General features: G+C 62.9%; 26 protein-coding genes and 1 pseudogene. 11 read left to right on the top strand and 16 right to left on the bottom strand.

Features of this window, described 5'->3' with window-relative positions; all coding sequences use genetic code 11:
• The 3 genes and pseudogenes from AC0L28_RS25780 to AC0L28_RS25770 form a co-directional block, all read left to right on the top strand.
• Positions 1–192 (top strand): annotated as a pseudogene (locus tag AC0L28_RS25780) (hypothetical protein); the annotation flags it as partial.
• Positions 193–259: 67 nt separating this feature from the next.
• Entirely contained in the window at positions 260–1,075 is an 816-nt protein-coding gene (locus tag AC0L28_RS25775) for an SDR family oxidoreductase (RefSeq protein WP_473481043.1), read from the top strand.
• 26 nt (positions 1,076–1,101) lie between these two features.
• A complete protein-coding gene (locus AC0L28_RS25770; protein ID WP_268929563.1) occupies positions 1,102–1,596 on the top strand; it encodes a MaoC family dehydratase in 495 nt (164 codons plus the stop codon).
• 5 nt (positions 1,597–1,601) lie between these two features.
• Here AC0L28_RS25770 and AC0L28_RS25765 read toward each other — a convergent pair whose 3' ends face one another.
• Positions 1,602–2,303 (bottom strand): hypothetical protein, encoded by a 702-nt coding sequence (locus tag AC0L28_RS25765; protein WP_473481041.1) that lies wholly within the window; start codon positions 2,301–2,303, stop codon positions 1,602–1,604.
• A 207-nt stretch (positions 2,304–2,510) separates the two neighbouring features.
• Between AC0L28_RS25765 and AC0L28_RS25760 the strand changes: the two genes are divergently transcribed.
• Together AC0L28_RS25760 and AC0L28_RS25755 are read left to right on the top strand one after the other, a co-directional pair.
• Entirely contained in the window at positions 2,511–3,155 is a 645-nt protein-coding gene (locus AC0L28_RS25760; RefSeq protein WP_128247424.1) for a TetR/AcrR family transcriptional regulator, read from the top strand.
• A gap of 245 nt (positions 3,156–3,400) precedes the next feature.
• Positions 3,401–3,646 carry a hypothetical protein gene (locus tag AC0L28_RS25755; protein ID WP_023797529.1) on the top strand — a complete coding sequence of 82 codons (246 nt, stop codon included), beginning with the start codon at positions 3,401–3,403 and terminating at the stop codon, positions 3,644–3,646.
• A gap of 85 nt (positions 3,647–3,731) precedes the next feature.
• Here the strand turns inward: AC0L28_RS25755 and AC0L28_RS25750 are convergent, their stop codons facing one another.
• From AC0L28_RS25750 to AC0L28_RS25730, 5 genes are all read right to left on the bottom strand, one after another.
• A complete protein-coding gene (locus AC0L28_RS25750) occupies positions 3,732–3,962 on the bottom strand; it encodes a hypothetical protein (protein ID WP_023797528.1) in 231 nt (76 codons plus the stop codon).
• Between the two features lie 50 nt (positions 3,963–4,012).
• The gene (locus AC0L28_RS25745; RefSeq protein ID WP_128247423.1) at positions 4,013–4,594 is read right to left on the bottom strand and encodes a sarcosine oxidase subunit gamma; all 582 of its coding nucleotides are present in this window, start codon (positions 4,592–4,594) and stop codon (positions 4,013–4,015) included.
• Positions 4,587–7,577: a sarcosine oxidase subunit alpha gene (locus AC0L28_RS25740; RefSeq protein ID WP_473481038.1), complete on the bottom strand. Its 2,991-nt coding sequence runs from the start codon at positions 7,575–7,577 to the stop codon at positions 4,587–4,589. The genes AC0L28_RS25745 and AC0L28_RS25740 overlap by 8 nt, the downstream gene beginning before the upstream one ends.
• On the bottom strand, positions 7,574–7,870 hold the full coding sequence (locus AC0L28_RS25735; RefSeq protein ID WP_023797525.1) for a sarcosine oxidase subunit delta: 297 nt from the start codon (positions 7,868–7,870) through the stop codon (positions 7,574–7,576). Before AC0L28_RS25735 ends, AC0L28_RS25740 begins: the two co-directional genes overlap by 4 nt.
• A gap of 88 nt (positions 7,871–7,958) precedes the next feature.
• Entirely contained in the window at positions 7,959–9,212 is a 1,254-nt protein-coding gene (locus AC0L28_RS25730; protein WP_091600443.1) for a sarcosine oxidase subunit beta, read from the bottom strand.
• A 259-nt stretch (positions 9,213–9,471) separates the two neighbouring features.
• Between AC0L28_RS25730 and AC0L28_RS25725 the strand changes: the two genes are divergently transcribed.
• Entirely contained in the window at positions 9,472–10,230 is a 759-nt protein-coding gene (locus AC0L28_RS25725; RefSeq protein ID WP_473481036.1) for an SDR family oxidoreductase, read from the top strand.
• Positions 10,231–10,313: 83 nt separating this feature from the next.
• Positions 10,314–10,700, top strand: a complete 387-nt coding sequence (locus tag AC0L28_RS25720) for an SET domain-containing protein (protein WP_128169930.1) — start codon at positions 10,314–10,316, stop codon at positions 10,698–10,700.
• A gap of 88 nt (positions 10,701–10,788) precedes the next feature.
• Here the strand turns inward: AC0L28_RS25720 and AC0L28_RS25715 are convergent, their stop codons facing one another.
• Positions 10,789–11,232: a DUF6766 family protein gene (locus tag AC0L28_RS25715; protein WP_023797521.1), complete on the bottom strand. Its 444-nt coding sequence runs from the start codon at positions 11,230–11,232 to the stop codon at positions 10,789–10,791.
• On the bottom strand, positions 11,219–11,728 hold the full coding sequence (locus AC0L28_RS25710; protein WP_023797520.1) for a ferritin-like domain-containing protein: 510 nt from the start codon (positions 11,726–11,728) through the stop codon (positions 11,219–11,221). The genes AC0L28_RS25715 and AC0L28_RS25710 overlap by 14 nt, the downstream gene beginning before the upstream one ends.
• A 406-nt stretch (positions 11,729–12,134) precedes the next feature.
• On the opposite strand from AC0L28_RS25710, the gene rpsU reads away from it, so the two are divergent.
• From rpsU to AC0L28_RS25695, 3 genes are all read left to right on the top strand, one after another.
• The gene (rpsU, locus tag AC0L28_RS25705; protein ID WP_023797519.1) at positions 12,135–12,401 is read left to right on the top strand and encodes a 30S ribosomal protein S21; all 267 of its coding nucleotides are present in this window, start codon (positions 12,135–12,137) and stop codon (positions 12,399–12,401) included.
• A 153-nt stretch (positions 12,402–12,554) separates the two neighbouring features.
• Complete coding sequence (locus AC0L28_RS25700) at positions 12,555–13,403, top strand: tetratricopeptide repeat protein (protein WP_023797518.1); 849 nt, start codon at positions 12,555–12,557, stop codon at positions 13,401–13,403.
• A 164-nt stretch (positions 13,404–13,567) separates the two neighbouring features.
• The gene (locus AC0L28_RS25695) at positions 13,568–14,041 is read left to right on the top strand and encodes a DUF992 domain-containing protein (protein ID WP_023797517.1); all 474 of its coding nucleotides are present in this window, start codon (positions 13,568–13,570) and stop codon (positions 14,039–14,041) included.
• A 137-nt stretch (positions 14,042–14,178) separates the two neighbouring features.
• On the opposite strand, the gene AC0L28_RS25690 is transcribed toward AC0L28_RS25695, so the two are convergent.
• From AC0L28_RS25690 to AC0L28_RS25675, 4 genes are all read right to left on the bottom strand, one after another.
• Positions 14,179–15,339, bottom strand: coding sequence for an ABC transporter permease (locus AC0L28_RS25690; RefSeq protein WP_473481033.1), 1,161 nt, complete (start codon positions 15,337–15,339; stop codon positions 14,179–14,181).
• A gap of 55 nt (positions 15,340–15,394) precedes the next feature.
• A complete protein-coding gene (locus AC0L28_RS25685) occupies positions 15,395–16,138 on the bottom strand; it encodes an ABC transporter ATP-binding protein (RefSeq protein ID WP_473481031.1) in 744 nt (247 codons plus the stop codon).
• A gap of 7 nt (positions 16,139–16,145) precedes the next feature.
• A complete protein-coding gene (locus AC0L28_RS25680) occupies positions 16,146–17,600 on the bottom strand; it encodes an efflux RND transporter periplasmic adaptor subunit (RefSeq protein ID WP_473481029.1) in 1,455 nt (484 codons plus the stop codon).
• Positions 17,601–17,748: 148 nt separating this feature from the next.
• Positions 17,749–18,078: a hypothetical protein gene (locus AC0L28_RS25675; protein ID WP_473481028.1), complete on the bottom strand. Its 330-nt coding sequence runs from the start codon at positions 18,076–18,078 to the stop codon at positions 17,749–17,751.
• A 626-nt stretch (positions 18,079–18,704) separates the two neighbouring features.
• Here AC0L28_RS25675 and AC0L28_RS25670 point away from each other — a divergent pair.
• Positions 18,705–20,141: an MFS transporter gene (locus AC0L28_RS25670; protein WP_473481026.1), complete on the top strand. Its 1,437-nt coding sequence runs from the start codon at positions 18,705–18,707 to the stop codon at positions 20,139–20,141.
• On the opposite strand, the gene coaBC is transcribed toward AC0L28_RS25670, so the two are convergent.
• From coaBC to AC0L28_RS25650, 4 genes are read right to left on the bottom strand one after another with little or no spacing between them, the layout of a single operon-like run.
• Positions 20,138–21,355, bottom strand: a complete 1,218-nt coding sequence (gene coaBC, locus AC0L28_RS25665) for a bifunctional phosphopantothenoylcysteine decarboxylase/phosphopantothenate--cysteine ligase CoaBC (protein ID WP_473481024.1) — start codon at positions 21,353–21,355, stop codon at positions 20,138–20,140. The genes AC0L28_RS25670 and coaBC overlap by 4 nt on opposite strands.
• A gap of 19 nt (positions 21,356–21,374) precedes the next feature.
• Positions 21,375–21,782, bottom strand: coding sequence for a type II toxin-antitoxin system VapC family toxin (locus AC0L28_RS25660; RefSeq protein ID WP_031254220.1), 408 nt, complete (start codon positions 21,780–21,782; stop codon positions 21,375–21,377).
• Positions 21,779–22,033, bottom strand: a complete 255-nt coding sequence (locus AC0L28_RS25655; protein ID WP_023797510.1) for a FitA-like ribbon-helix-helix domain-containing protein — start codon at positions 22,031–22,033, stop codon at positions 21,779–21,781. Before AC0L28_RS25655 ends, AC0L28_RS25660 begins: the two co-directional genes overlap by 4 nt.
• Positions 22,034–22,035: 2 nt before the next feature.
• Positions 22,036–22,245 (bottom strand): FitA-like ribbon-helix-helix domain-containing protein, encoded by a 210-nt coding sequence (locus AC0L28_RS25650; protein WP_023797509.1) that lies wholly within the window; start codon positions 22,243–22,245, stop codon positions 22,036–22,038.
• Between the last annotated feature and the right edge of the window lie 6 nt (positions 22,246–22,251).

Below are 22,251 nucleotides of genomic sequence, written 5' to 3'. Positions count from 1 at the left end.
CCGGTCCTCCCGGCGAAGGAGAAAACTGTCACCCATGCAATCAGTCCATTCTGTTACCTATCTATCCGGTTCGGACATCAGCTCCTTCTCCCCGTCACTATACGGGGAGAAGTGCCCGGCAGGGCGATAAGGGGCGGCGCCGACTTCAACAAGTTGATCTCCAATACAAATTGGGCACTATCATTTGCCTGAAGAGATTTGCGGCCCTGACCATGGCAGCCTTTTGCTGGGCGAGGCACGGGCGCCCGGAGGAATTGCGATGAGCTATCTGGACGAGCTGTTTTCGGTGGCCGGCAAGACCGCGCTGGTGACCGGGGCTGCGACCGGCATCGGCCGCATGGCGGCGACCGCTTTGGTCAGGGCCGGCGCCACCGTGATGATCGCCTCGCGCAAGGGTGAGGACTGCATCAGGGTTGCCGATGAACTGAACGGCCTCGGCGGCACCGGCCGGGCCGAGGGCTTTGCCGGCGATGTCTCCAGCGAGGCTGGCATCGCGGCGCTGGTCGACGAGGTCAAGGCGCGGACCGAGCGGCTGAACATCCTGGTCAACAATGCCGGCGTCTCCTGGGGGGCGCCGCTGGAAAGTTTTCCCTACCATGTCTGGGCCAGGGTGTTCGGCGTCAACGTCACTGCGGTCTTCCAACTGACGCGCGAGCTTCTGCCGCTGCTCGACGCCGCCGCCAGCGATGCCGATCCGGCCCGGGTAATCAATCTGGGTTCGGTGATGGGCACACAGCCGCTGGCCGACGACGCCTACTCTTACTCTGCCTCAAAGGCTGCTGTTCACCATCTGACGCGCATCTTGGCGATCGAGTTCGCCGCCCGCCGCATCACCGTCAATGCCTTCGCCCCCGGCCCCTTCCAGAGCCGGATGACAGCTTTTGCCACCGCGAGCGAGGAACAGGCAAGACAAGTCGGCGGCCATGTTCCGCTTCGTCGCATCGGCGCGCCGGATGACATTGCCGGCGCAACGCTCTATTTGTGCAGCCGTGCCGGCAGCTATGTCACCGGCGCCATCCTGCCGATCGATGGCGGGCAGTCGGTGCAGCATGGGCTGACACTGTTCAAGGAATGAAGCCGCTCGCACTCCGGACGGTTGAAATGGAGGACATCAGCGTGGAACCGATCAGTCTCGATGTGCTTCTGGCCAGCGTCGGCAAGGAGGTCGGCGTGTCGCCGTGGCGGGTGGTCTCGCAGCGCATGATCGACCAGTTCGCCGACGCCACCGACGACCACCAGTTCATCCATTGCGACCCGGAGCGCGCCAAGCGCGAGACGCCGTTCGGTGGCACCATCGCGCATGGTTTTCTGTCGCTTTCGCTTTTATCGGCGATGACCTTCGAGACCATGCCGCCGCTCGAAAACAGCAAGATGGGCGTCAACCATGGTTTTGACTCGCTGCGCTTCCTGGCGCCGGTGAAGACCGGCGCGCGCATCCGCACCCGTTTCGTGCTGGCCGACGTCAAGGTCAGGCCGTCGGGGTGGGTGCAGACCGCGCATGACGTGACGATCGAGATCGAGGGCTCGAAAAAGCCGGCGCTGACCGCGCGCTGGCTGACGCTGACATTGATCGAGCGCGAGCCAGAAGCGGCCTGAACGGCTCAACGAACCTCGCCAGAGATCATCTTCATGTGCCGGCCGACCTGCAGGGCGATGTAGACGACCAGCGCGCAACCGATCGGGAACACGATCTCGTTGAGGCCGGTTGTGATCGCCCGCGGCAATTCAAGGGCAACGCCGTTCACCGCGGCCGTCTCAATCGTCAGGACCGTGATTCCGCCGCCGAACACCGCGCCGATCGCGGTGCCTGCCAGCGCGAAATGGAGCGGACGGGGCCTTTCCTTCGACGCCAGCGAGGCCAGGATCCAGCCGAGCAGGCCGTATTCGATCGCGCGTAGCACGCCCAGCGTGGTGAGCGAGAGGGTGGCCGGTTTTGTGGCCGCATCAAGAGCAGTTACCATGACCGTTTGCGACCCCTTAGCGATGGCCATCGCCAGTGGTGCCGAGATTGCAGCGATCAGGCCGCCGAGCGAGGCTCGTACCTTGGCGATCGCCGTGCCGAGGCTGAGACCGGCGCAGACGAAGAACGCCCACGTCACGCCTTGCGCCAATTCGATCAGGATCAGGGTGGTAGCCGGGTGAGAACCCGCTGCAAGCCTGCCAGCCAGAGTAAGCGCCTCCATGGCGAATCCGAGCGCGATCGCCAACGATGCAACCATGACCACCCGCCTGAGGGCCAGCATGGCATCGTGAGAAAGTGGATCTGCGTTTGGCGCAACGGAAGAAAGCTCGGTCATGGTCATCTCGGCCCTAGCAACAAATCTCTTGGCCGGGCCGCAGCTAACCTCTGGTTGTAACAGTCCGATGCCGCGTCGTTTCTGCCCGGGTAACACGTGTGATCGATGTTTAGGCGAAAATGGCTGAGAAGGACGCCGATTTTTGACCGCGCCTTGTCCGATTCCGTACAGCGTATATAATTTAGCCAGCCACAAACAGAAGGCAGGCGAAAATTGCCGCTTAGCGTCCAGACACGCCGCGAGAAACAAAAGGCCGAACTGCGCTCCGAACTTGTCGACGCCGCGCACAAGCTCGTCCAGGAAGAAGGCTATGAAGGCCTCACCATCCGCAAGCTGGCCAAGCGTGTCGGCTATGCGCCGATGTCGGTCTATTCCTATTTTGCCGACAAGCAGGACATCTTGTTCGCGTTGGCCGAGGACGCGTTCAAGACTCTGGCAAAGCGTATCGAGGATCACCCGGCCGACGATCCGATCGAGGCGCTGCAAGTGGTGATGACCGAATATGCGGCCTTCGGCCTTGGCAACCCCAACGAGTATCGCACGATATTCATGACCGAGAAGGTCAAGCCCCCGGAAGGCAGGACCTTCGCCGAGATGCAGGAGGGCAACCCATTGATGAAGGTGCTGATCAAGAGGGTCGAAGCCTGCGTGGCCGCCGGCAGGCTGAGGGGCGATCCGCGCGCCATCGCCACCATGCTGTGGTCGGTCGGCCACGGCACGATCTCGCTGCTGATCACCTTTCCCTTCTATCCGTTCGGCGACCAGCAGGCTTTCGTCAAGCGGATGTGCGACTTCACGCTTGCCGCTCTGGCCACGCAGGACGTGCCGCCGCTGACCGAGACGCCGGTCAACTGCTGAAGGGTTTTTGTTCGGTTTCGGATAGCTGACAGGCAAGCGAAACAGGGCGAAGGCCTGGGGAATCAATCTATGCGTGTAGGACCCTGGTGGCTGGGATCGCGACCCGGCGGGCTAGCGCCACGCTCGCCATCAAAAATTCCGTACATGTACAATTTCCGACTTGAACTTCATATTCGCCGGCCGTATATGTACGCAATGTTGTACATGTACAGAAAGATTTCAGAGATCCAGCCCGGAGACAGACAATGAAAAAGACAATCCTCACCCTCGCGGCAGTGCTTGCTTTCTCGGGCGCTGCCTTCGCCGACCAGAGTCAGCCCGGCAAACAGGCGACGGCCGCGGCCTGCGCCGACACCAGCATCAAGCTCGATTGCGGCGCCACCGGATCGGTCGAGAAGGCAGGCGCGGCCACCCACAAGGGCTCAACGGAAAGCAAGGACCCGCGGCTCGGCATCGACATCGACCCGTGGATCGTGCCCAGCACATTCTGACGTTCGAAAACAAAAGCGGCGACAGGAAATCCTGACCGCCCCGCTCTCGTGGCCGGCGACCCGGCTCGCTGGAGCCTGATGGAATTTATTTCCTGCGCTTCTTCATTCCGGCCACGATCTTGGCCTTGCCAGGTCTTGCAGGTGCGCCGGGAATCGAAGTCCCGGTGATCGACACCGGATCGCTGGCCGGAAACGTGTCCTCGAGCCCTTCCTCGAGTTCCTCTTCAATGTTTGGCTCTTTGTGCTGCTCGTGTTCGAACGAGCGCACGGCCGGCGTCTTCTGAGCCGCTGGATTCGGCGCGGATTTCGACGGCATCGACATTCTCCCCGACGTGCTCCGGCAAACGGTCGCGCCCAGCGAATATCCTAAGCCGCTGCGTCGCCGGCCGCCTCCGACAGGAAAGTAAAGACATAATCGGAAAAAGAGCGCCAGCATTCAACCCGGAACGCGTCGGCTGCGATGCGCAATAGCACGATCTCGGCCTTGCCCAGGATGGTGCGCGAGGCCGCGCCCACCGGAAAGACGTCCAGCGACAGATCCTGCGGACAGCCTGAATTGATCGTCGCCGCCGCCGCTGGACCGATAACCGAGATGGCGACGTTGCGATGCGAGATGCCGACCGCCGAATGCAGCACTGTGACCTCGGCGCAATCGGCGAGCGGGTCTTTTCCCACCTCGTCGATGACCAGCCATTCGTCCGGCCCAAGCCACAATGCCGTGCGCCCGGCCTTTGCCGCCGAGGTTTTGGGCTTCCGCGGCAGCTCCACGCCAAGCGCCTTCGAAAGCGCCGCGACCGAGGCGTCCGGCGCGCGCAGCGAAATACGCCGCGCCGGCGGCAGCACAGCAAGCGTAACGCCGGTTACGGACAGCTCCTGACCGGCGAGAGCCGGCCGGCGTTCGACCGACGGCGCAGCGGCGGCAGATTCCTTCGCGGCAGCCTTAGCCATTGAGGCGCTCCCCCTTGTCGTCAAAGAACACCATGCCGGTGACCTCCACCTCGATCGTCGCATTGGGCATCGGCACGTAGAGCGTCTCGCCCATCCGGTCGCGGCCGCCGGCAACCAGAGCCAGCGCAATCGAGCGGCCGCAATTTTCCGACCAGTAGCTCGAGGTGACATGGCCAATCATCGTCATCGGGATCGCCTGCTTCGGATCGCCGACGATCTGCGCGCCTTCTTCTAGCACCACTTTTGGGTCTTTGGTCTTCAGGCCGACAAGCTGCTTGCGGCCCTTGGCGACCAGGTCGGGCCGAGCCATGCCCCTGATACCGACGAAATCGGTCTTCTTCTTGCCGACCGCCCATTCGAGCCCGGCATCGCCGGGCGTCACCGTACCGTCGGTGTCCTGGCCGACGATGATGTAACCCTTTTCGGCACGCAGCACGTGCATCGCTTCGGTACCGTAAGCACAGGCGCCGTGCTTCTGGCCCTCGGCCCACAGCGCTTCCCAAACGGCCTGGCCGTAATCGGCCGGCACGTTGACCTCGAAGCCGCGCTCGCCGGTGAACGACATGCGGAACAGCCTTGTCGGCACGCCGCAAATCCTGCCCTCGCGCACCGACATATGCGGCAGCGCCCCGTCCAACATGTCGATGCCCTCGACCAGCGGCGCGATGATCTCCCGCGACTTCGGTCCCTGCACGGCGATCACCGCCCACTGCTCGGTGATCGAGGTCAGCCAGACGTTGAGATGCGGAAACTCGGTCTGGAGGTAATCCTCCATATGGTTCATGACTCGCGGCGCACCGCCGGTCGTCGTCGTCACATGGAAACGGTCGGGTGCAAGCCTGCCAACGACACCGTCGTCATAGATGAAACCATCCTCGCGCAGCATGATGCCATAGCGGCAGCGGCCGGGCTCCAGTTTCTCCCACGGATTGGTGTAGAGCAGTTCCATGAACTTCGCCGCATCCGGCCCGACCACCTCGATCTTGCCCAGCGTCGAGGCGTCGAACAGGCCGGCCGTCTTGCGCACCGTGACACACTCGCGATCGACGGCGGCGTGCATGTCCTCGCCTGCCTTGGGAAAATACCAGGCGCGCTTCCATTGGCCGACATCCTCGAACACTGCACCGTGGCGCTCGGCCCACGGATGGATCGCCGTCTTGCGGGTCGGGTCGAAGAGCGGACCCCGCGCGTGTCCGACGATCGAACCGAAAGTGACCGGCGTGTAAGGCGCCCGGAACGTCGTCAGGCCGACTTGCGGGATCGGCATGCCCAGCGTCTCGGCGGCGATCGCCAGGCCGTGCATGTTCGAGGTCTTGCCCTGGTCGGTCGCCATGCCGTTGGTGGTGAAGCGCTTGACGTGCTCGATCGAGCGCATGCCTTCATGCACCGCCTGGCGGATGTCCTTGGCGGTGACGTCGTTCTGGAAGTCGACGAAGGCTTTTACCGTCGTGTCCGGCCCGGCGCCGGGCGCCGCGCCCAGCATGCCACGCGACCAACTCTCGCTGGCGTCGACCTTCGGCTTGGCGCCGGCATTCTTGACGCCCGCATCCTTGGCCACCTTGGCGCCCGCCGCATAGGCCTCGTCGATCGTCGCCGACAGTCCGTCCGTGCCGTTGCAGGCGCCGACCGACACGCAATCCTGCGCGTAGGTACCGGGCACGAAACGCTTGGTCTCGTCGTTGAAGGCGACCTTGCCGCGCGATTGCGAGAACAGATGCACCGACGGTGTCCAGCCGGCCGACATCAGGATGGCGTCGACCGGGATGGTGCGCTCGCCGCCGCCATTCTTCGGCTGAACGGTCATCGACGAAACCCGCAATTTGCCGCCGGCGCGGATCACCGCGCGGCCGAAATTGACCTCGATTCCAAGCGCCCTCGCCTCGTCGATCACCGATCCGGTCGGGTTGTCGCGCAGGTCGACTATCGCCGCCACGCCGACGCCGGCCTTCTTCAGGTCGATCGCCGCCGCATAGGCGGAATCATTGACCGTATAGACGCCGACATTCCTGCCGACCGCGACGCCAAAATGGTTGAGATAGGTGCGCGCCGCCGACGCCAGCATGATGCCTGGCCGGTCGTTGTCGGCAAACACCATGTGCCGCTCGATGGCACCGGTCGCCAGCACGACGCGTTTGGCACGGACCTGCCACAGCCGCTCGCGCGGCAGCTCGCGGCCGGCATTCTTTAGATGGTCGCTGACGCGCTCGACCAGCCCGACGAAATTCTGCGCGTAATAGCCGAAGGCCGTGGTGCGCGACAGCACGCGGACATTGTCCATGGCCTTGAGCTTGGCGACTGCACCTTGCGCCCAGGCAAAACCATCCTGGCCGTCGATCCTGGCGCCACTCTCGAAATGCAGGCTGCCGCCAAAATCCGGCTGCTCGTCGGCAAGGATGACGCGCACGCCGGTTTCGGCCGCGGCAACTGCCGCGGCGATGCCGGCAGCACCGCCGCCCAGCACCAGCACGTCGCAATGTGCGAAACGCGCCGAATAGTGGTCGGGATCCGGCTGGTCGGGAGCGACGCCAAGCCCTGCCGCAGCCCTGATCCTGGGCTCGTAAAAGTTCTTCCAGGCGGACTTCGGCCACATGAAGGTCTTGTAGTAAAAGCCCGCCGAAAGCACCGGCGAGGCGATGTCGCCGAGCGCGCTGACGTCGAAGGCCAATGACGGCCAGCGGTTCTGCGACTGTGCCGTCAGCCCGTCATAGAGCTCCTGCACGGTGGCACGGACATTTGGCGTCCTCCTGGCCGAGTCGCGCTTGATCTCAACCAGCGCGTTGGGCTCTTCCGCCCCGGCGGACAGGAAGCCGCGCGGCCGGTGATATTTGAACGAACGGCCGACCAGATGGACGCCGTTGGCGAGCAGCGCCGAGGCCAGCGTTTCGCCTTCGACGCCGGCATAGGACTGGCCGTCGAAGCTGAACCGCGCGGTCTCTGCCTGCTTGAGGCGCCCGGCGCCGGGAATGCGGAACGTCGCGATCATTCGGAGGCTCCCGGCAGCTTCGCCGGCTTCGGCTCGCCGGCCTTGTAGGTCATCAGGAACCTGTCGCTGACGGTGTCACGCACGGCATTGAAGAACCGCGCGCAGCCATGCATGTGCCGCCAGCGCTCATAGATGATGCCTTTGGGATTCGAGCGGATGAAGAAGAACTTTTCGAAATCGTCGTCGCTTGTCGCGGCCATATCCGCCGAACGCGCGATATGTGCCTCGCCGGCGTTGCGGAATTCGAGTTCCGGACGCTCTTCCTCGCAATAGGGGCAGCGGATGAGAAGCATGGTTGTTCCTACAATTCGCCGTGGCCGACGCAGGCGCCGGCGGGTTGATCGCAAAGCCTCTGTCCCAACATCACAAAGCGGGCCATCATCAGTGTGCCACCGCCGCCGCCGCCGCCTCGTCGATCAGGCGGCCGGTGCGGAAGCGCTCGATGGTGAAGGGCGCGTTGATCGGGTGCGGATCGTCCCTGGCGATGGTGTGGGCAAAGACATGGCCCGAGCCCGGCGTCGCCTTGAAGCCGCCCGTGCCCCAGCCGCAATTGACATAGAGGCCGGGCACTGGCGTCTTGGCCAGGATCGGCGAACGGTCGGGCGTCACGTCGACGATGCCGCCCCACGAGCGCAGCATCTTCATGCGCGTGAACATCGGGAACATCTCGCAGATGGCGTCGAGCGTGTGCTGCAGGATGTGCAGGCCGCCGGTCTGCGAATAGGAGATATACTGGTCGGTACCGGCGCCGATGACCAGTTCGCCCTTGTCGGACTGCGAGATATAGGCGTGCACCGTGTTCGACATCACCACGCAGGGGAAGACCGGCTTGACAGGCTCGGAAACCAGCGCCTGCAGCGGATAGCTTTCCAGCGGCATCCGCACGCCGGCCATGTCCATGATGACGGACGAATGGCCGGCGGCAACGACGCCGACTTTTTTGGCGCCGATGAAGCCGCGCGTCGTCTCGACGCCGGTGACCGAACCGTTCGGCGCCCGCTTGACGCCGGTGACCTCGCAATTCTGGATGATGTGGACGCCGCGCGCCGAAGCGCCGCGCGCATAGCCCCAGGCGACCGCATCGTGGCGGGCGGTGCCGCCGCGACGCTGCAGGGTCGCGCCCATCACCGGATAGCGGGCATCGCGCGAAATGTTGAGCGGCGGGCAGAATTCCTTGGCGGCTTCCGGTGTCAGCCATTCATTGTCGATGCCGTTCAGACGGTTGGCATGGACGTGGCGTTTCAAGACCTGGATGTCGTGCACATTGTGGGCCAGCATCATGACGCCGCGCGGCGAATACATGACGTTGTAGTTGAGCTCCTGGCTGAGCCCGTCCCACAGCTTCAGCGCGTGGTCGTAGATGCCGGCGCTCTCGTCATAGAGATAGTTGGAGCGGATGATGGTGGTGTTGCGGCCGGTATTGCCGCCGCCGAGCCAGCCCTTTTCCAGCACCGCGACATTGGTGATGCCGTGCACCGTGGCGAGATAATAGGCGGTGGCCAGGCCATGGCCGCCGGCGCCGACGATGATGACGTCGTACTCCTTCTTCGGCTCTGGCGAGGACCACTGTTCCTCCCAGCCCTTGTGGCCGCGCATGGCCTCGCGGGCGATGGCGAATACCGAGTATTTCTTCAACGTTCCAGCCTCGCAGATAGCGGCCGGACATCCAATCGAGCCCCGGCGCGCGAGGTGTATCACTAGCGAAACAGCGCTGCCACCCTTGCGCTGTTTGCGACGGCGCTTGCCGTTTTGCGCCACGGCCAAAAAGACCTGTCGAGCAACGAGCCGAACGACGCATCCGGACGCCTTCAGGTATCGGGTGGCTCGTGCCGCCTCGATCTGCGACCAAGCATCCGATTGCCGGCGAAAGCTGGCGCGAAAGAAGGATGCAAAAATGCTCGCACTCGCCAACAAGATCGCCATCGTCACCGGCGCCAGTTCCGGCATCGGCCGCGCCACGGCAAAACTCTTTGCCGAGGAAGGCGCCAAGGTGGTCGTCGCTGCCCGTCGCCAGGCAGAGCTGGACGCGCTCGTCGCGGAAATCGAGGAAGCCGACGGCTCGGCGATCGCCCTTGCCGGCGACGTTCGCGACGAAGCCTATGCCAAAGCCCTTGTCGACCTGGCGGTCGAGAAATTCGGCGGGCTGGATATCGCCTTCAACAACGCCGGCTCGACCGGCAAGATGGGTCCAATCTCGGAGCTGTCGCTGGAAGGCTGGCGAGAGACGCTTGACACCAACCTGACCAGCGCATTCCTCGGCGCGAAATATCAGGTCCCGGCGATGGTCGAACGCGGCGGCGGATCGCTGATCTTCACCTCTACCTTTGTCGGCCATACCGTCGGCATGCCCGGCATGACCAGCTATGCCGCAAGCAAGGCCGGGCTGATCGGATTGACGCAGGTGCTTGCCGCCGAAAATGGCGCCAAAGGCGTGCGGGTCAACGCGCTCCTGCCGGGCGGCACCGACACGCCTTCGGCAACGTTCAAGACACCTGAATCGCGAGCCTTCGTCGAAAACCTGCATGCCTTGAAGCGCGTCGCCGAGCCTGAGGAGATCGCCCATTCGGCGCTCTTTCTGGCTTCCGACGCATCGAGCTTCACCACTGGAACTGCGCTGTTTGCCGATGGCGGGGTCTCGATCAATCGGACGTGAGGCAATCTCGCAAAAGCGGTCTTGCTTTCCGGTGCGATTTGGCGATTTCTTCGGACACTTCTGTTCGAAGACAGGCCTAGAACATGCTGCTGATCAGGACCTACATCGCTGCTAGCGCAATCGAGGGCGTCGGCGTGTTCGCCGCCGAGCCGATCAGGAAGGGAGCGTCGATCTGGCGGCTCGATCCCGACTTCGATCGGCTGATCCCGCTGGAAAAATATGGGGCCGCGCCGCCGCACCTCAGGGAATTGCTCGACAGATATGCCTATCCAAGCCCGGACCGGCCCGGATTCATCGTCTATGAGGTCGACAATGGCCGCTTCATGAACCATTCTGAAAGGCCGAACACGGATTTTTCTCGGCATGGTGGGGCAACCGCGATCCGCGCCATAGCGGCGGGCGAGGAAATAACCTGCGATTACGGCGAGTTCTTCGAAGATTTCGAGCGGCTTCATTTGGCCACGGCATAGAGGAGCGCCTGTCGCCGCTTGCGAATGCAAGGACCATCAAACGGGCCCGGAGTGGTGAGCGGCTCCGGGCCACATTTCCATTCCCAGATCAGTTCCGGTGGGCGTGCGGCTCGTCGGTGTGGCGGCCGTCATACTGCAGGTCCAGCTCGCGAATCGCCTCCTTGCCTTTCTTCGGATCGACAAGCCTGAGAAGCGCGTCGATCTTGGCCTCCATCCGGTCGGTACTCTCCTTCGATTGCGGCGAACCGACGAAGAGCAGGAACGCCAGGCCACCGACCTGCCAGAGCAGCTGCAGGAATTCCGATTGCCAGTTCTCGAGCGTGTCGCGGCTCATCTCGATCAGATAGCCGCCGAACTCTGGCGGTTGGCTCAGCGCTCGCTGCTCGTCGAGATAGGCGAACCAGCCGAAAACCCAGTGGCCGACGATCGAAATGATGAAGAAGCCGAGGGTAATCCAGGCATAGCTGTAAGCCCGCCACACCGAAGGTGGTGTCACCTTGGCCGCCGGCCTGTCGTCCTCATCGTTTGGCATTGTCGCTGTCCGACCCCGAGCGAGCCAAGAACTGCTCCGTAGTCGCGGGCAGCTTGTTTTTCAGCCACTCGGCCATCGCCTCCTCCTCACGCAGATTTTCTTCGCAGGCCCGGGCGACTTCTGTTTCGCCTAGGGATTCGGCGGCTGCGATGAGGATCGTGTAGGATGCGATCTCCATGTGCTCGAAGGTGTAGCTCGCCAGTGAGCCTTTCATCACCTCGTCGCCGGCGAAGACGCCGCTTAGGGACTGTGCCATCGCCAGCAGCTTGCCGCCGGCGTCCTTCAGCGTGGACGTATCTTCGCCCACTTGTTCCAGGCAGGTCCTGAGGCGCGCGGCTTGCCCTCTCGTCTCGTTGAGGTGCAGGCTGATGCGCTCACGGAGTTCGGGATAACTCTCCAGCCGGCTCAGCTGGCCGTTCAGCATGGTTTCGGCCTGCTCCTCCATCGCATGCGCGTCCCTGAGCCACTGGACGAGCCATTCACGGGTCTCTGACATCGGTTTTCTCCTGTGCTTGCGTATGCGAAACAACCATGGGGAACGAGGTTTGTTCCTTCGTCGATAAAGCCGGGCGGACCGTTTTGCCGGATTGAGGCAGCAGGTTTTATCGGTGGCTGAGAAAACGTCAACGATGCTCTCATCGGCGCGGAGAGCCCGCCCGATAAGGCAAATCTACTACCAAGGGTCGTAATTCCTTGCTTTCTGACGGCAGTTATGCTAATGATTTGCGCATGGTGCTGATTGCGCCGACGACCCGCCGCCGAGGCGGGTTTTTCGTTTCGGCAGTGGACAGAGCGGCGTGATTCTGCTATCAGCCGCCACAATTCGTGGTGTAGACCGCCGCGGAGGCAAGCGACTATGGCCACTTGCCTGTTGTTAACAAACCCGAAAGACAGGATTGCCCGTGCAGGTACTCGTCCGCGACAACAATGTTGATCAGGCGCTTCGCGCGCTCAAGAAAAAGATGCAGCGCGAAGGCATCTTCCGCGAAATGAAGATGCGCGGACATTATGAGAAGCCTTCCGAGAAGCGCGCCCGCGAAAAGGCGGAAGCCGTTCGACGCGCCCGCAAGCTGGCCCGCAAGCGCGCTCAACGCGAAGGCCTGCTGCCGATGACGCCGCGCCCGGTGGCGGCTGGTGCTGCTGGCGCGCCGCGTCCGCCGCGGTTCTGACGTCAATTTTTCGTCCTTTTCGAAGGATACCAAGGGTGGCGCGATGTATAATCGCCGCCACCTTTTTGTTTTGAATTCGACCAGTTCGCAGAGGACCGGTTCGGAGAGGGAACAGACCTGACGGCGCGGGCGGGCAGTGAGGACAGAGCAGACATGAACGCAATTAGCGTGGAGCGCAGAACCGCAATGCGCGGCTTCGCCCTGACGGCAACCTTGCTTTCCGGGCTGGCGCTCGCCAGCTGCCAGACAGCAGCCCCGACCGGCGAATTCACCAACATCGACAGGGCGCAAGGGTCGGCCGAGAACATCTCCTCGCTATCGGCCGTTATCCAGCGCAGTCCTCAGGACCCGGAAGCTTACAATGTGCGCGGCTCGGCCTATGGCCGCGGCGGCCAGTATCAGGCGGCGCTCAAGGACTTCAACACCGCCATCCAGCTCAATCCGAATTTCTACCAGGCCTATTCGAACCGCGCTCTCATCCAGCGCTTCCTCGGCGATCAGGCGGCCGCCCTTGCCGACTACAACCGCTCGATCCAGATCAATCCCGATTATGACGCAGCCTATATCGGCCGCGGCAATCTCTACCGCAAAGCCAACCGCATCCAGGAAGCGTTCAACGATTTCCAGAAGGCCATCCAGCTCGACACGACAGATGCGCGCGCCTATCACAATCGCGGCCTGATCTATCAGAGCCAGGGCCAGCACGCTTTCGCCATCGAGGATTTCTCGACCGCCATCTCGCTGGCGCCGGACGCCGCCGATCCCTACAATGGCCGCGGCCTCTCCTATCTCGCGACGAACGACGAGGACAACGCCTTCGCCGACATCAACATGGCGATCAAGCTCGACGGCAAGAATGCCGAGGCCTGGTCCAACCAGGCGCTGATCTACGAGCGGCGCGGCGACAAGGCCAAGGCGGCAAAATCCTATCGCGAGGCCGTGCGCCTCAGCCCCACCTACCAGCCGGCCAAGGACGGCCTGGCGCGTACCAGCGCCGCCTGACCGACGGCGGCTTTTCGGCCTGATATGGCGGGCCTGCTGTTTGGCATGGCTTCGAAACCTTCAACGACTGTGCATTGACGCCCGCCTTGATCGCGCCAAGTTCTCGGCGGAACGCTCGCGACGCTTAGCCGTTGTTCAAGGCTATTCGCGAAAGGACCCCTCCCATGATCAAGAAACTCGCCTGTGCCGCCGCCCTCGCCGCTACGGTTCTCGCCGCCCCTGCCAGCGCGGGCAGGCTACAGCTCGGCGTGCTCGACTGCACCATCGACGGCGGCACCGGCTATATCGTCACATCCAACAAAGGCGTGGCCTGCACCTTTCGCCCTCATCATGGCGGTCCCCCCGAAGCCTATACCGGGGTCATTTCCAAGCTCGGCGTCGACGTCGGCAAGACCCACCAGGGCGAATTAATATGGGCGGTTCTGGCGGCCACCCGCGACCGTGATGCCGGCGATCTTGCCGGCAGCTATTATGGCGTCAACGCCGAGGCCAGCGTGGTAACCGGCGGCGGCGCCAACCTTCTGGTCGGCGGCTTGAACAGCGCCTTCTCGCTGCAGCCTCTCAACGTACAGGCGCAGACCGGCGTCAACCTGGCAGTCGCCGTCACCTCACTGCAACTGATCCACTCGTTCAAGTAGACGGCAAAGCGCGGCTCTGCGCGGCGCGGAACGGAATAGGACTGTTCCGCGCCGCGTGGCCCCGGCGCGTGGTAGCCTTTTGATTAGGCGCTTTGGGGCTTCGAGATTAACCGATTATCGCGCGGTGGCGCCAAACCTCATTCTGTGCGCAGCGCTTCGATTGGCTGTAGCCTTGCGGCCTTGCGGGCGGGATAGTACCCGAAGAAGACGCCTACAGCCGCCGCAAAGCCGATAGCCAGCAGGACTGCGCTGAGGTCGATGATCACCGGCCATTGGGCGAGAGAGCCAACGGCGATTGCCGCAGCAATCCCGATAGCCGCGCCTAGAATACCGCCGAGCAAGGCCAGCGTTGCTGCCTCAACGAGAAACTGGGCAAGGATATCTCGCCGTCGCGCGCCGACCGCAAGCCGCAGTCCGATCTCACGGACCCGCTCCGTCACCGTCACCAGCATGATGTTCATGATGCCGATCCCGCCGACCACCAGCGAAATTGAAGCCACCGCCGAAAGCAGCAGCGACACCACGCGCGTGGTCGAACCCTCGACATTCGCAGCTTCGGCGAGGTTGCTCACCACGAAGCTGTCTTCCTGACCCGTCCGCAACCGGTGGCGCTGCCACAGAAGGTTGCGGATAGCTGCCATCGTGTCCTCGGCCGAGGCCCAATCGGCGAACTTGACCGTGATGCTGTGTACGAAGGTCGGATTGGCGCGGCTCGTGCCGATGAACTGACGCCGCACTGTCTTTAGGGGCACAAGTGCCACATCGTCCTGATCATCGCCCCATACGCTCTGACCCTTCCGCTCCAGCAGTCCGATCACCGTGAACGGCACGTCGCGGATGCGAATCGCGGCGCCTACCGGATCGGCTCTTCCGAACAATTTCTCCCGCATCGTCGTTCCGAGGAGCACCACATTGGCGACGCGCTTGTTATCCTCCGGGGTCATCTCCTGCCCGGCGATAACCCGCCATTCGCGCGCCGAGAAATATTCGGGCGTCACGCCGCGCACCACGCCTTGCCAATTGCTGGAACCGATCGTGAACTGCTCGCGGGCGTGGAGGAGTGGCGCCGCCACCACAACGCCGGGGATTTCCATTCCGATCGCCCTCGCGTCCTCTTCACTCAGCCGTGGCGCGCCACCGGCCCCAAGCCGGACACTGCCCATCTTCGCACTGCCCGGGCTGATACTGATGAGATTGGCGCCGAGGCTGCGGATCTGCGATGCGATGCGTTCGCGCGCACCAACTCCGATCGCGATCATCACCACGACAGCCGCCACGCCGATGATGATGCCCAACATGGTGAGTGCGCTGCGCAGATGATGGGAGCGTAATGATCGCAGGGCCGTTCTTGTGCTACCGGACATTGCTGTTAGCCAACGCTAGATGGCGAGGGTTACCTAGAGATCGGGCTTGTTGCGCGACAGGGGTGTCGGATACAACGCGACCGTCTCGAAAGGCGACAATGCGATCGGCATGGGCAGCTATCTGCGCCTCATGGGTGACCAGCACAATGGTCAGGCCCTCTCTATTGAGGCGGCGGAAAATTGCCATGATCTCCAGCCCGGTCTGGCTGTCGAGCGCACCAGTGGGTTCATCTGCGAGCAGAAGCAAAGGCTGCGTCACCAGAGCACGGGCAATGGCAACGCGCTGCTGTTGTCCGCCCGAGAGTTCGGCAGGCGTATGTCTGGCCCGATCGGCGAGCCCTACCCTGGCCAGCATCGCCAGGGCTGCGCGCCGCCGCTCTCCAGCCCACATGCGGCGATAGACAAGGGGCAGCTCCACATTTTCCAGTGCGCTGGCCCGCGGCAGCAGATTGAACGACTGAAACACGAAACCGATGTTGCGATTGCGGATCGCAGCGAGCTCATCGTGATGGAGACTACCGACGTAAACCCCGTTCAGGCGGTAGCGGCCTTCGCTGGGACTGTCGAGGCAGCCCAGTATGTTCATGAAGGTAGACTTGCCTGACCCAGAAGGTCCGATCACCGCGACGAATTCGCCTCGTTGAATCGTCATGGTCACCCCGTCAAGCGCCCACACCGGTCCTCCGCCAACACGGTAGCAATGGCGCAGCCGATCGACTTCGATCAGGGCCATGGATGCCTCACCGCAACCGGAACTTGACCAGGACGGAAGACGCGTCATCGTCCCTACGCGGAGCAGTGGCAAGCCCTGTAAGGACCTGCTGCCCCTCGGTCAGGTCGCCTGCCAGCACCTCTGTTGCACGACCGTCGGTGATTCCAAGCCGGAGCGAAACAAGCTTCGGCTCGTGGTCTGGCCCAATTACAAAGACCTCACCCGGGCTTCCTGCCTCTACGCCCGTTTCGGCAATGGCCGGCGCGGTTGAGCGCGCCTCGTCCCCGGTATCATTCGGCGGCCGGAAACGCAGGGCAGCATTCGGCACTTTCAAGACGCCCTGTCGCTTGGCCACTACCACGCTCAGATTGGCGGTCATCCCTGGCAGCAGCAGCTCATCGGAATTTTCGGTACTGACCACAACTATGTATGTGACGACATTTTGGACGACCTGCGGTGCCTTGCGGATCTGCTTCACCGTGCCGGTGAAGATTCGGTCGGGATAGGCATCGGCGGTGAAAGTAACCGGCTGGCCAAGCGCAAAACGGCTGATATCGGCTTCCACCACCGAAGCCTCCACCTGCATCTCAGTCAGGTCCTGAGCTATGGTGAACAGGATCGGTGTCTGCAGGCTAGCCGCAAGGGTCTGACCACCACTGACGGCGCGGTTGACCACTGTGCCGGTGACCGGCGCGCGTACATAGGTGCGGTCAAGATCGATTTGGGCCTGCTGAAGCACCGCTTCCTTCTGCTTCACCTGGGCAAGCGTGTTGGCGAGCTCGGCTTCGGCCATATTGAGTGTCGCCTTGGCGGCTCGAACGGCTGCCGATTGCGACAGTTCCTCCGCTTGTGCGGCAGTCGCCTGCGCCTTGGCAGAGTTATGCGCAGTGTTGTCCCGCTCCCATTCACCCTGCGCGATGATCTTCTGCTTAGCCAGCGAGCGTTTGCGGTTCACTTCCTGCGCCGCACCATCGAGCGCGATTTCGGCACGTGCAGTCTGTGCTGCGGCAGAATCATATCTGGCCGCGGCGGTCTCCATCTCTGCCCTGGCCCGCTCGATCTGGGCTCGCTGTACGGAAACCTGCGTTTGGGCCATCTCCCGTTCGGCAAGGGTTTGCGCCAGTCTTGCTTCGTAAATCTCCGGGTCAACCCGGGCGATGACCTGGCCCTTGGTGACTTTGGAGTTGAAGTCGACATAGAGTTCCTTCACCCGACCCGAGAGCTGAGAACCGACTTCCACCATAACCAGTGCGTTCAGCGTGCCAGCCGCCTGAACTGTTGTGACGATATCGCCGCGCTCCACGGCTTGCGAGCGATAGGCGGGGCTATCGGGCCGGATCGAGGACGGCTTGAGGAGAGCTGAGAGGTTATTGAAGGCCGACAAAACCTGGCCGGTAGTCGCCGATGGCGTCGGTCCCATCGAACTCCCTGGCGTCACCGCGGCGCCGAGGATTACCGTAACGAACAGAACGCTGCGCATCATGTTCTGACCACCTCCGAACCGGAAGGGGAAGTAGACCCCTCCCAGCTCTTACTCTGTGCTTGGCACGCCGTAGAGGAATTCATCCAACCTATAGAATAAATTCATGAACAGCCAACCACATAGATGAAAATTCGAAATTTTCGGATATTTACTGCTGCTTGCATTGACCTTGATTACCCTCGCAAGCCGTCTCCTGCTTGTTGTCGAGGTTGCCCTTGCCTTCAGCCGTGTCCTGCGTTGCCGTGCCGAACGCATTGCCTGGCACATCCTTCGTGTCTTCTTTACACACGCAATCGGGAGTGGAGCGGGTCTTCTCGCAAGTAGCCACGCCAGCGGCGCCGCAGAAGTCTGTGCACTGCTGCGCCGACACGCCAGGACAGTTGTTCTGCGCCAGCGCTCCGCCTGTTCCAAGCAACAGTGTCCCGCACCAGAAAGCCGCAGCCGCGGCCAGCTTTAAACCACTATGTCCAACAATCATGTTCTCCTCCGAATTTGCCAGAGCTAGAGGGTGCTGCGCAGGCCATCTCTGGCACTGGTCGGCAGCATGAGGGCGCAGAAAAGCCCTCGATCGGCTCGATCGATTATGCTGTGGGAGATGCGGAAGTTATGAGGCCGCCAGCAGCGGGTCTAAGCCGCCGGGCCTCCCAAGACTCTTTCGGGTGAAGTGCCCTCTGCGGCGCATAGAACCGCCGCAATATTTGGCCTGCGCAAATCGACAACGCTCATTGTCGTGCTCCAGTACGACCGTAAGCAGGATAATATTCGCTCTTACTAATATATTAACCACAACTGCGGAAGCTGGCAACAACTATCTAGGGTAACACCTCGTCTGACGTACCGCTAGATCGATTGGGTAGAGCGGCGTCGACATGGCGATCGGCGCATCCAGTCACAGTTGCGCAGCGCGGCGGATTGACCTGGAGTTGAGAACACGAGCATCCTGGCTTCCCGGCCGTCGCATCTCAGCGCACCCCGCAAAAACCGCTTGAGCTCAACTGCGGTTGAGGTTCTACAACCCGTCCCCGAAGCGCCGCGTGCCCGTTGGAGACGAAGAGCGCTCAACCATTTTTTGATTTGGCATATAAGAAAGTTCGGGAGGGCGGGGTGATCGAAACCAGCACAAACAGGGTCGACTGGCGGGCGCTGTGGGCGAGCGGCGATCTGGCGCGCTTCTGCTTCATCAGCCTCGGCATCCTGCTGCACGCCACCAACGAAACCATGGTGGCAACGGTGATGCCGGCGATGGTCGGCGAACTCGCCGCGGTTCAGCTGGTCGGCTGGTCGCTGGCGATCTACGAGCTCGGCGCCATCGTCGCCGGCGCTGCCGCCGGACGGCTGGTGAGCTATGTCGCGTTGCGCACCAACATGGTGGTTGCCGCCCTGCTCTACGCGGCCGGCGCCCTGGTCTGCGCCATCGCGCCGTCCATGCCGCTGTTCCTGGCCGGGCGACTGATCGAGGGATTTGGCGGCGGCGCGCTGGTGTCGCTGGCCTTCGTCTCGGTCGAGCGGCTGTTTCCACGCGCCATCTGGCCGCAGCTTTTCGGCGTTATGTCGGCGATCTGGGGCGTCGCCGCCTTCAGCGGGCCGGTGCTCGGTGCGTTGATGACCGAGTTGCTCTCCTGGCGCTGGGCTTTCGGCGTCTTCACGCTTGGCGGCACCGCCATGGCGTTGGCGAGCTTCATCGTGCTCGACACGCCCGAGGCGACCCGGCCGCAGGCGATCACTGGAACCGCGCCGCCCTTCCCCTTTGCCGCGCTCGGCTGCCTTGCCGTCAGCGTCGTGCTGATCGCCACGGCCGGTGTCGACATTGCCCTGCTGCGCTCGTCCCTGCTGCTCATCCTCGGCCTGATCGGGCTCGCGCTGTTCGTTCGCATCGACGCGCTGAAGCCGGGCTCGCGGCTGTTCCCGTCGCGGCTGTTCTCATGGCGCTCGCCGGTCGGCGCAGGCATGACCATGGTCGCCGCGTTTTCGGTGGCGACCTGTTCCTTCGCCGTCTACGGGCCGCTGCTTCTGACCCGCCTGCACGGCATTCCGATCCTGACCACCGGCTATATCATCGCCGCCGAATCGATCGCCTGGTCGATCCTGTCGATCCTCGTCGCCAATGCGCCGCCGGAGCGGGAGAGACTGATCATCACCGGCGGCGCGCTGATGATTGCGACGGGCATCGCCGGTTTCGCCTATGCCGTGCCGGCCGGTTCGATTCCGCTGATCCTGTTTTGCGCCTTACTGCAGGGCGGCGGCTTTGGCATTGCCTGGCCCTTCGTCACACGCGTGATCGTCGCATCGGCCAGTGACGGCGAGCAGACGATCGCTTCCGCCGCCGTGCCGACCATGCAGCGCATCGGCTATGCGGTCGGTGCCGCGTTGACCGGCATCGTCGCAAACGCCAGCGGTTTTTCCGAAGGCCTGAATCGTGAGGCGGCGGCGAATGTCGCCACCTGGCTGTTCCTCGCCTTCGTGCCACTCGGGATTCTGGGATGCCTTGCCGCGCTGAGGATCTCGGGGCCAGCAGCCCGGCCGCAGGAAGCGACGGGCTAGACAGTAATCGTCTTCAGCCGTTCGGCGATCAAGGCGGCGAGCCGCGTCGCCACCTCGTCCTTGCTCATCTCGGGCCATTCGTCGACACCGGTCTTCCAGACGATCCGCACCTTGTTGCGGTCGCCGCCCATCACCCCGCTTTCGTGGGATACGTCGTTGGCGACGATGAAATCGGCGCCCTTTTTCCTGAGCTTGGCCTCGGCGTTCCTGACGAGATCCTGCGTCTCGGCGGCGAAGCCGACGACCAGGCTGGGCCGCTTTCTGTGATGGCCGACACCGGCAAGGATGTCAGGGTTTTCGATGATCTGCAGCGCCGGCGGCCCCTCGCCCGCCACCTTCTTTATCTTCTCGCCGGCCGAAGTCTCGCTGCGCCAGTCCGCAACCGCCGCGACGAACACCGCCGCGTCCGCCGGCAAAAGCTGTTCGACCGCGTCCTTCATCTCGTTGGCGGTTTCGACATGCAACGTGGTGACCTCAGCCGGATCGGCAATGCCGACCGGACCGGAGACGAGGCGCACATCGGCGCCCAGCCTGGCCAGCGCCGCCGCGATGGCATGGCCCTGCTTGCCGGACGAACGGTTGGCAATATAGCGCACCGGGTCGATCGGCTCATGCGTCGGCCCTGAGGTGACGATGATCTTTCTGCCTGCCAGCGGCTTCGGACTGATATCGAGCAGCGCCTCGATCGCAGCGACGATTTCCAGCGGCTCGGCCATGCGGCCTTCGCCCCCCTCGTTGCTCTCGGCCATTTCGCCCTTTGCCGGGCCGACGAATGCGACGCCGTCCTTCCGCAACGTCGCCCGGTTTCGCCGGGTCGCGGGATGCGACCACATTTTCGGGTTCATGGCGGGCGCCATCAGCACAGGCTTGTCGGTCGCAATGAGCACGGTCGAGGCAAGGTCGTTGGCATGGCCGTTGGCGAGCTTCGCCATCAGGTCGGCGGTAGCCGGCGCCACGACGACAAGATCGGCCTCGCGCGACAAGCGGATGTGGCCGACATCGTGCTCGTCATTGCGGTCGAACAAGTCCGTGAACACGTGGTCGGCCGACAACGCCCCGACCGACAGCGTGGTGACGAATTCCTGCGCCGCGGCGGTCATCACCACGCGCACCACAACACCCCGCTCGCGCAGCCGGCGGATCAGGTCGAGTGCCTTGTAGGCGGCGATACCGCCGCCGATGATCAGCAGGATGCGCTTGCCGGAGAGGGTCATGCCCAGTTCTTGTCCGATGTCATGCCGGCTTCAGCGCCGGTTCGATGTCGGTATGGATGAAATCGTCGCCTTTGAAAAGCAGCGGCAGGTTTCGCGTCTTGGCCAACGCGTAGGCGAAGCAGTCGCCCATGTTGAGATTGGCGCGATGGCCAGTACCTCGGCCATACAGTGCATAGGCTTCAATTCCGGCTTGCGCATGTTCGGCGGAGAGCGCGACGATCGTGACTTTGAGTCTAGCAAGAAGGCCCGTCAACTCGGCCGTGCCAGCCGCGCCATAGCGGCGGACAATTACTGTGCCGCATTCCATCAGGGTTGCGGCGCTCATAAGTATCCGCTGATTTCCGGCGAGGCGCTGGGCGATCGCCGGAGCGTCGGGCTCCTGCTTCAGGATGGCCACGATCGCTGAGGTGTCGACCACCACGGTCATTCCTCCTCGATGAAGGACCAGAGGTCATCAGTGAATTTCTTCTGATCGAAATCCGCTTGTTGCAGTCGTCGGCCGAATTCGAGGATTTCCTCCGCCGTAACAAAATCCCCGTCACGTTCTTTGGTGACTGCCACATCCTTCAGCAAGAGATTTCTTGCCTCCTGCTCCATTGACACGCCATGTCTGGCAGCCCGCTCGCGCAGCTTTTGCTTCAGATCGTCGTCGAGATTGCGAATGGTCAGGGTGCCCATAACTACCCTTGCCCCCGTGTGGTCGGTCTGAACTTGGCTTCGTCCTCGGCTGCAATGCCGGACGAGTCGAAACCTTTGGTGGTCGGAAGCCCTACGGATGCGGCGAGCACGTCCCGCGCCTCCTGCTCCATGGAAACGCCACGCGCGGCGCCACGCTCACGCAGTCGCCGCATGACACTCTCATCCACATTGCGAACAGTAATCCGGGCCATGATCGC

The sequence above is a fragment of the Mesorhizobium sp. WSM4847 genome (assembly GCF_055811335.1).
This window is presented reverse-complemented; position numbering and strand designations above follow the sequence as displayed.

Bases quoted from the DNA above. Each gene is read 5' to 3' on its own strand.
- AC0L28_RS25775 (WP_473481043.1), top strand. From the start codon at position 260: ATGAGCTATCTGGACGAGCTGTTTTCGGTGGCCGGCAAGACCGCGCTG.
- AC0L28_RS25770 (WP_268929563.1), top strand. From the start codon at position 1,102: ATGGAGGACATCAGCGTGGAACCGATCAGTCTCGATGTGCTTCTGGCC.
- AC0L28_RS25765 (WP_473481041.1), bottom strand. From the start codon at position 2,303: ATGACCATGACCGAGCTTTCTTCCGTTGCGCCAAACGCAGATCCACTT.
- AC0L28_RS25755 (WP_023797529.1), top strand. From the start codon at position 3,401: ATGAAAAAGACAATCCTCACCCTCGCGGCAGTGCTTGCTTTCTCGGGC.
- AC0L28_RS25750 (WP_023797528.1), bottom strand. From the start codon at position 3,962: ATGCCGTCGAAATCCGCGCCGAATCCAGCGGCTCAGAAGACGCCGGCC.
- AC0L28_RS25745 (WP_128247423.1), bottom strand. From the start codon at position 4,594: ATGGCTAAGGCTGCCGCGAAGGAATCTGCCGCCGCTGCGCCGTCGGTC.
- AC0L28_RS25740 (WP_473481038.1), bottom strand. From the start codon at position 7,577: ATGATCGCGACGTTCCGCATTCCCGGCGCCGGGCGCCTCAAGCAGGCA.
- AC0L28_RS25735 (WP_023797525.1), bottom strand. From the start codon at position 7,870: ATGCTTCTCATCCGCTGCCCCTATTGCGAGGAAGAGCGTCCGGAACTC.
- AC0L28_RS25725 (WP_473481036.1), top strand. From the start codon at position 9,472: ATGCTCGCACTCGCCAACAAGATCGCCATCGTCACCGGCGCCAGTTCC.
- AC0L28_RS25720 (WP_128169930.1), top strand. From the start codon at position 10,314: ATGCTGCTGATCAGGACCTACATCGCTGCTAGCGCAATCGAGGGCGTC.
- AC0L28_RS25715 (WP_023797521.1), bottom strand. From the start codon at position 11,232: ATGCCAAACGATGAGGACGACAGGCCGGCGGCCAAGGTGACACCACCT.
- AC0L28_RS25710 (WP_023797520.1), bottom strand. From the start codon at position 11,728: ATGTCAGAGACCCGTGAATGGCTCGTCCAGTGGCTCAGGGACGCGCAT.
- AC0L28_RS25700 (WP_023797518.1), top strand. From the start codon at position 12,555: ATGAACGCAATTAGCGTGGAGCGCAGAACCGCAATGCGCGGCTTCGCC.
- AC0L28_RS25695 (WP_023797517.1), top strand. From the start codon at position 13,568: ATGATCAAGAAACTCGCCTGTGCCGCCGCCCTCGCCGCTACGGTTCTC.
- AC0L28_RS25690 (WP_473481033.1), bottom strand. From the start codon at position 15,339: ATGTTGGGCATCATCATCGGCGTGGCGGCTGTCGTGGTGATGATCGCG.
- AC0L28_RS25685 (WP_473481031.1), bottom strand. From the start codon at position 16,138: ATGGCCCTGATCGAAGTCGATCGGCTGCGCCATTGCTACCGTGTTGGC.
- AC0L28_RS25680 (WP_473481029.1), bottom strand. From the start codon at position 17,600: ATGATGCGCAGCGTTCTGTTCGTTACGGTAATCCTCGGCGCCGCGGTG.
- AC0L28_RS25675 (WP_473481028.1), bottom strand. From the start codon at position 18,078: ATGATTGTTGGACATAGTGGTTTAAAGCTGGCCGCGGCTGCGGCTTTC.
- coaBC (WP_473481024.1), bottom strand. From the start codon at position 21,355: ATGACCCTCTCCGGCAAGCGCATCCTGCTGATCATCGGCGGCGGTATC.
- AC0L28_RS25660 (WP_031254220.1), bottom strand. From the start codon at position 21,782: ATGACCGTGGTGGTCGACACCTCAGCGATCGTGGCCATCCTGAAGCAG.
- AC0L28_RS25655 (WP_023797510.1), bottom strand. From the start codon at position 22,033: ATGGGCACCCTGACCATTCGCAATCTCGACGACGATCTGAAGCAAAAG.
- AC0L28_RS25650 (WP_023797509.1), bottom strand. From the start codon at position 22,245: ATGGCCCGGATTACTGTTCGCAATGTGGATGAGAGTGTCATGCGGCGA.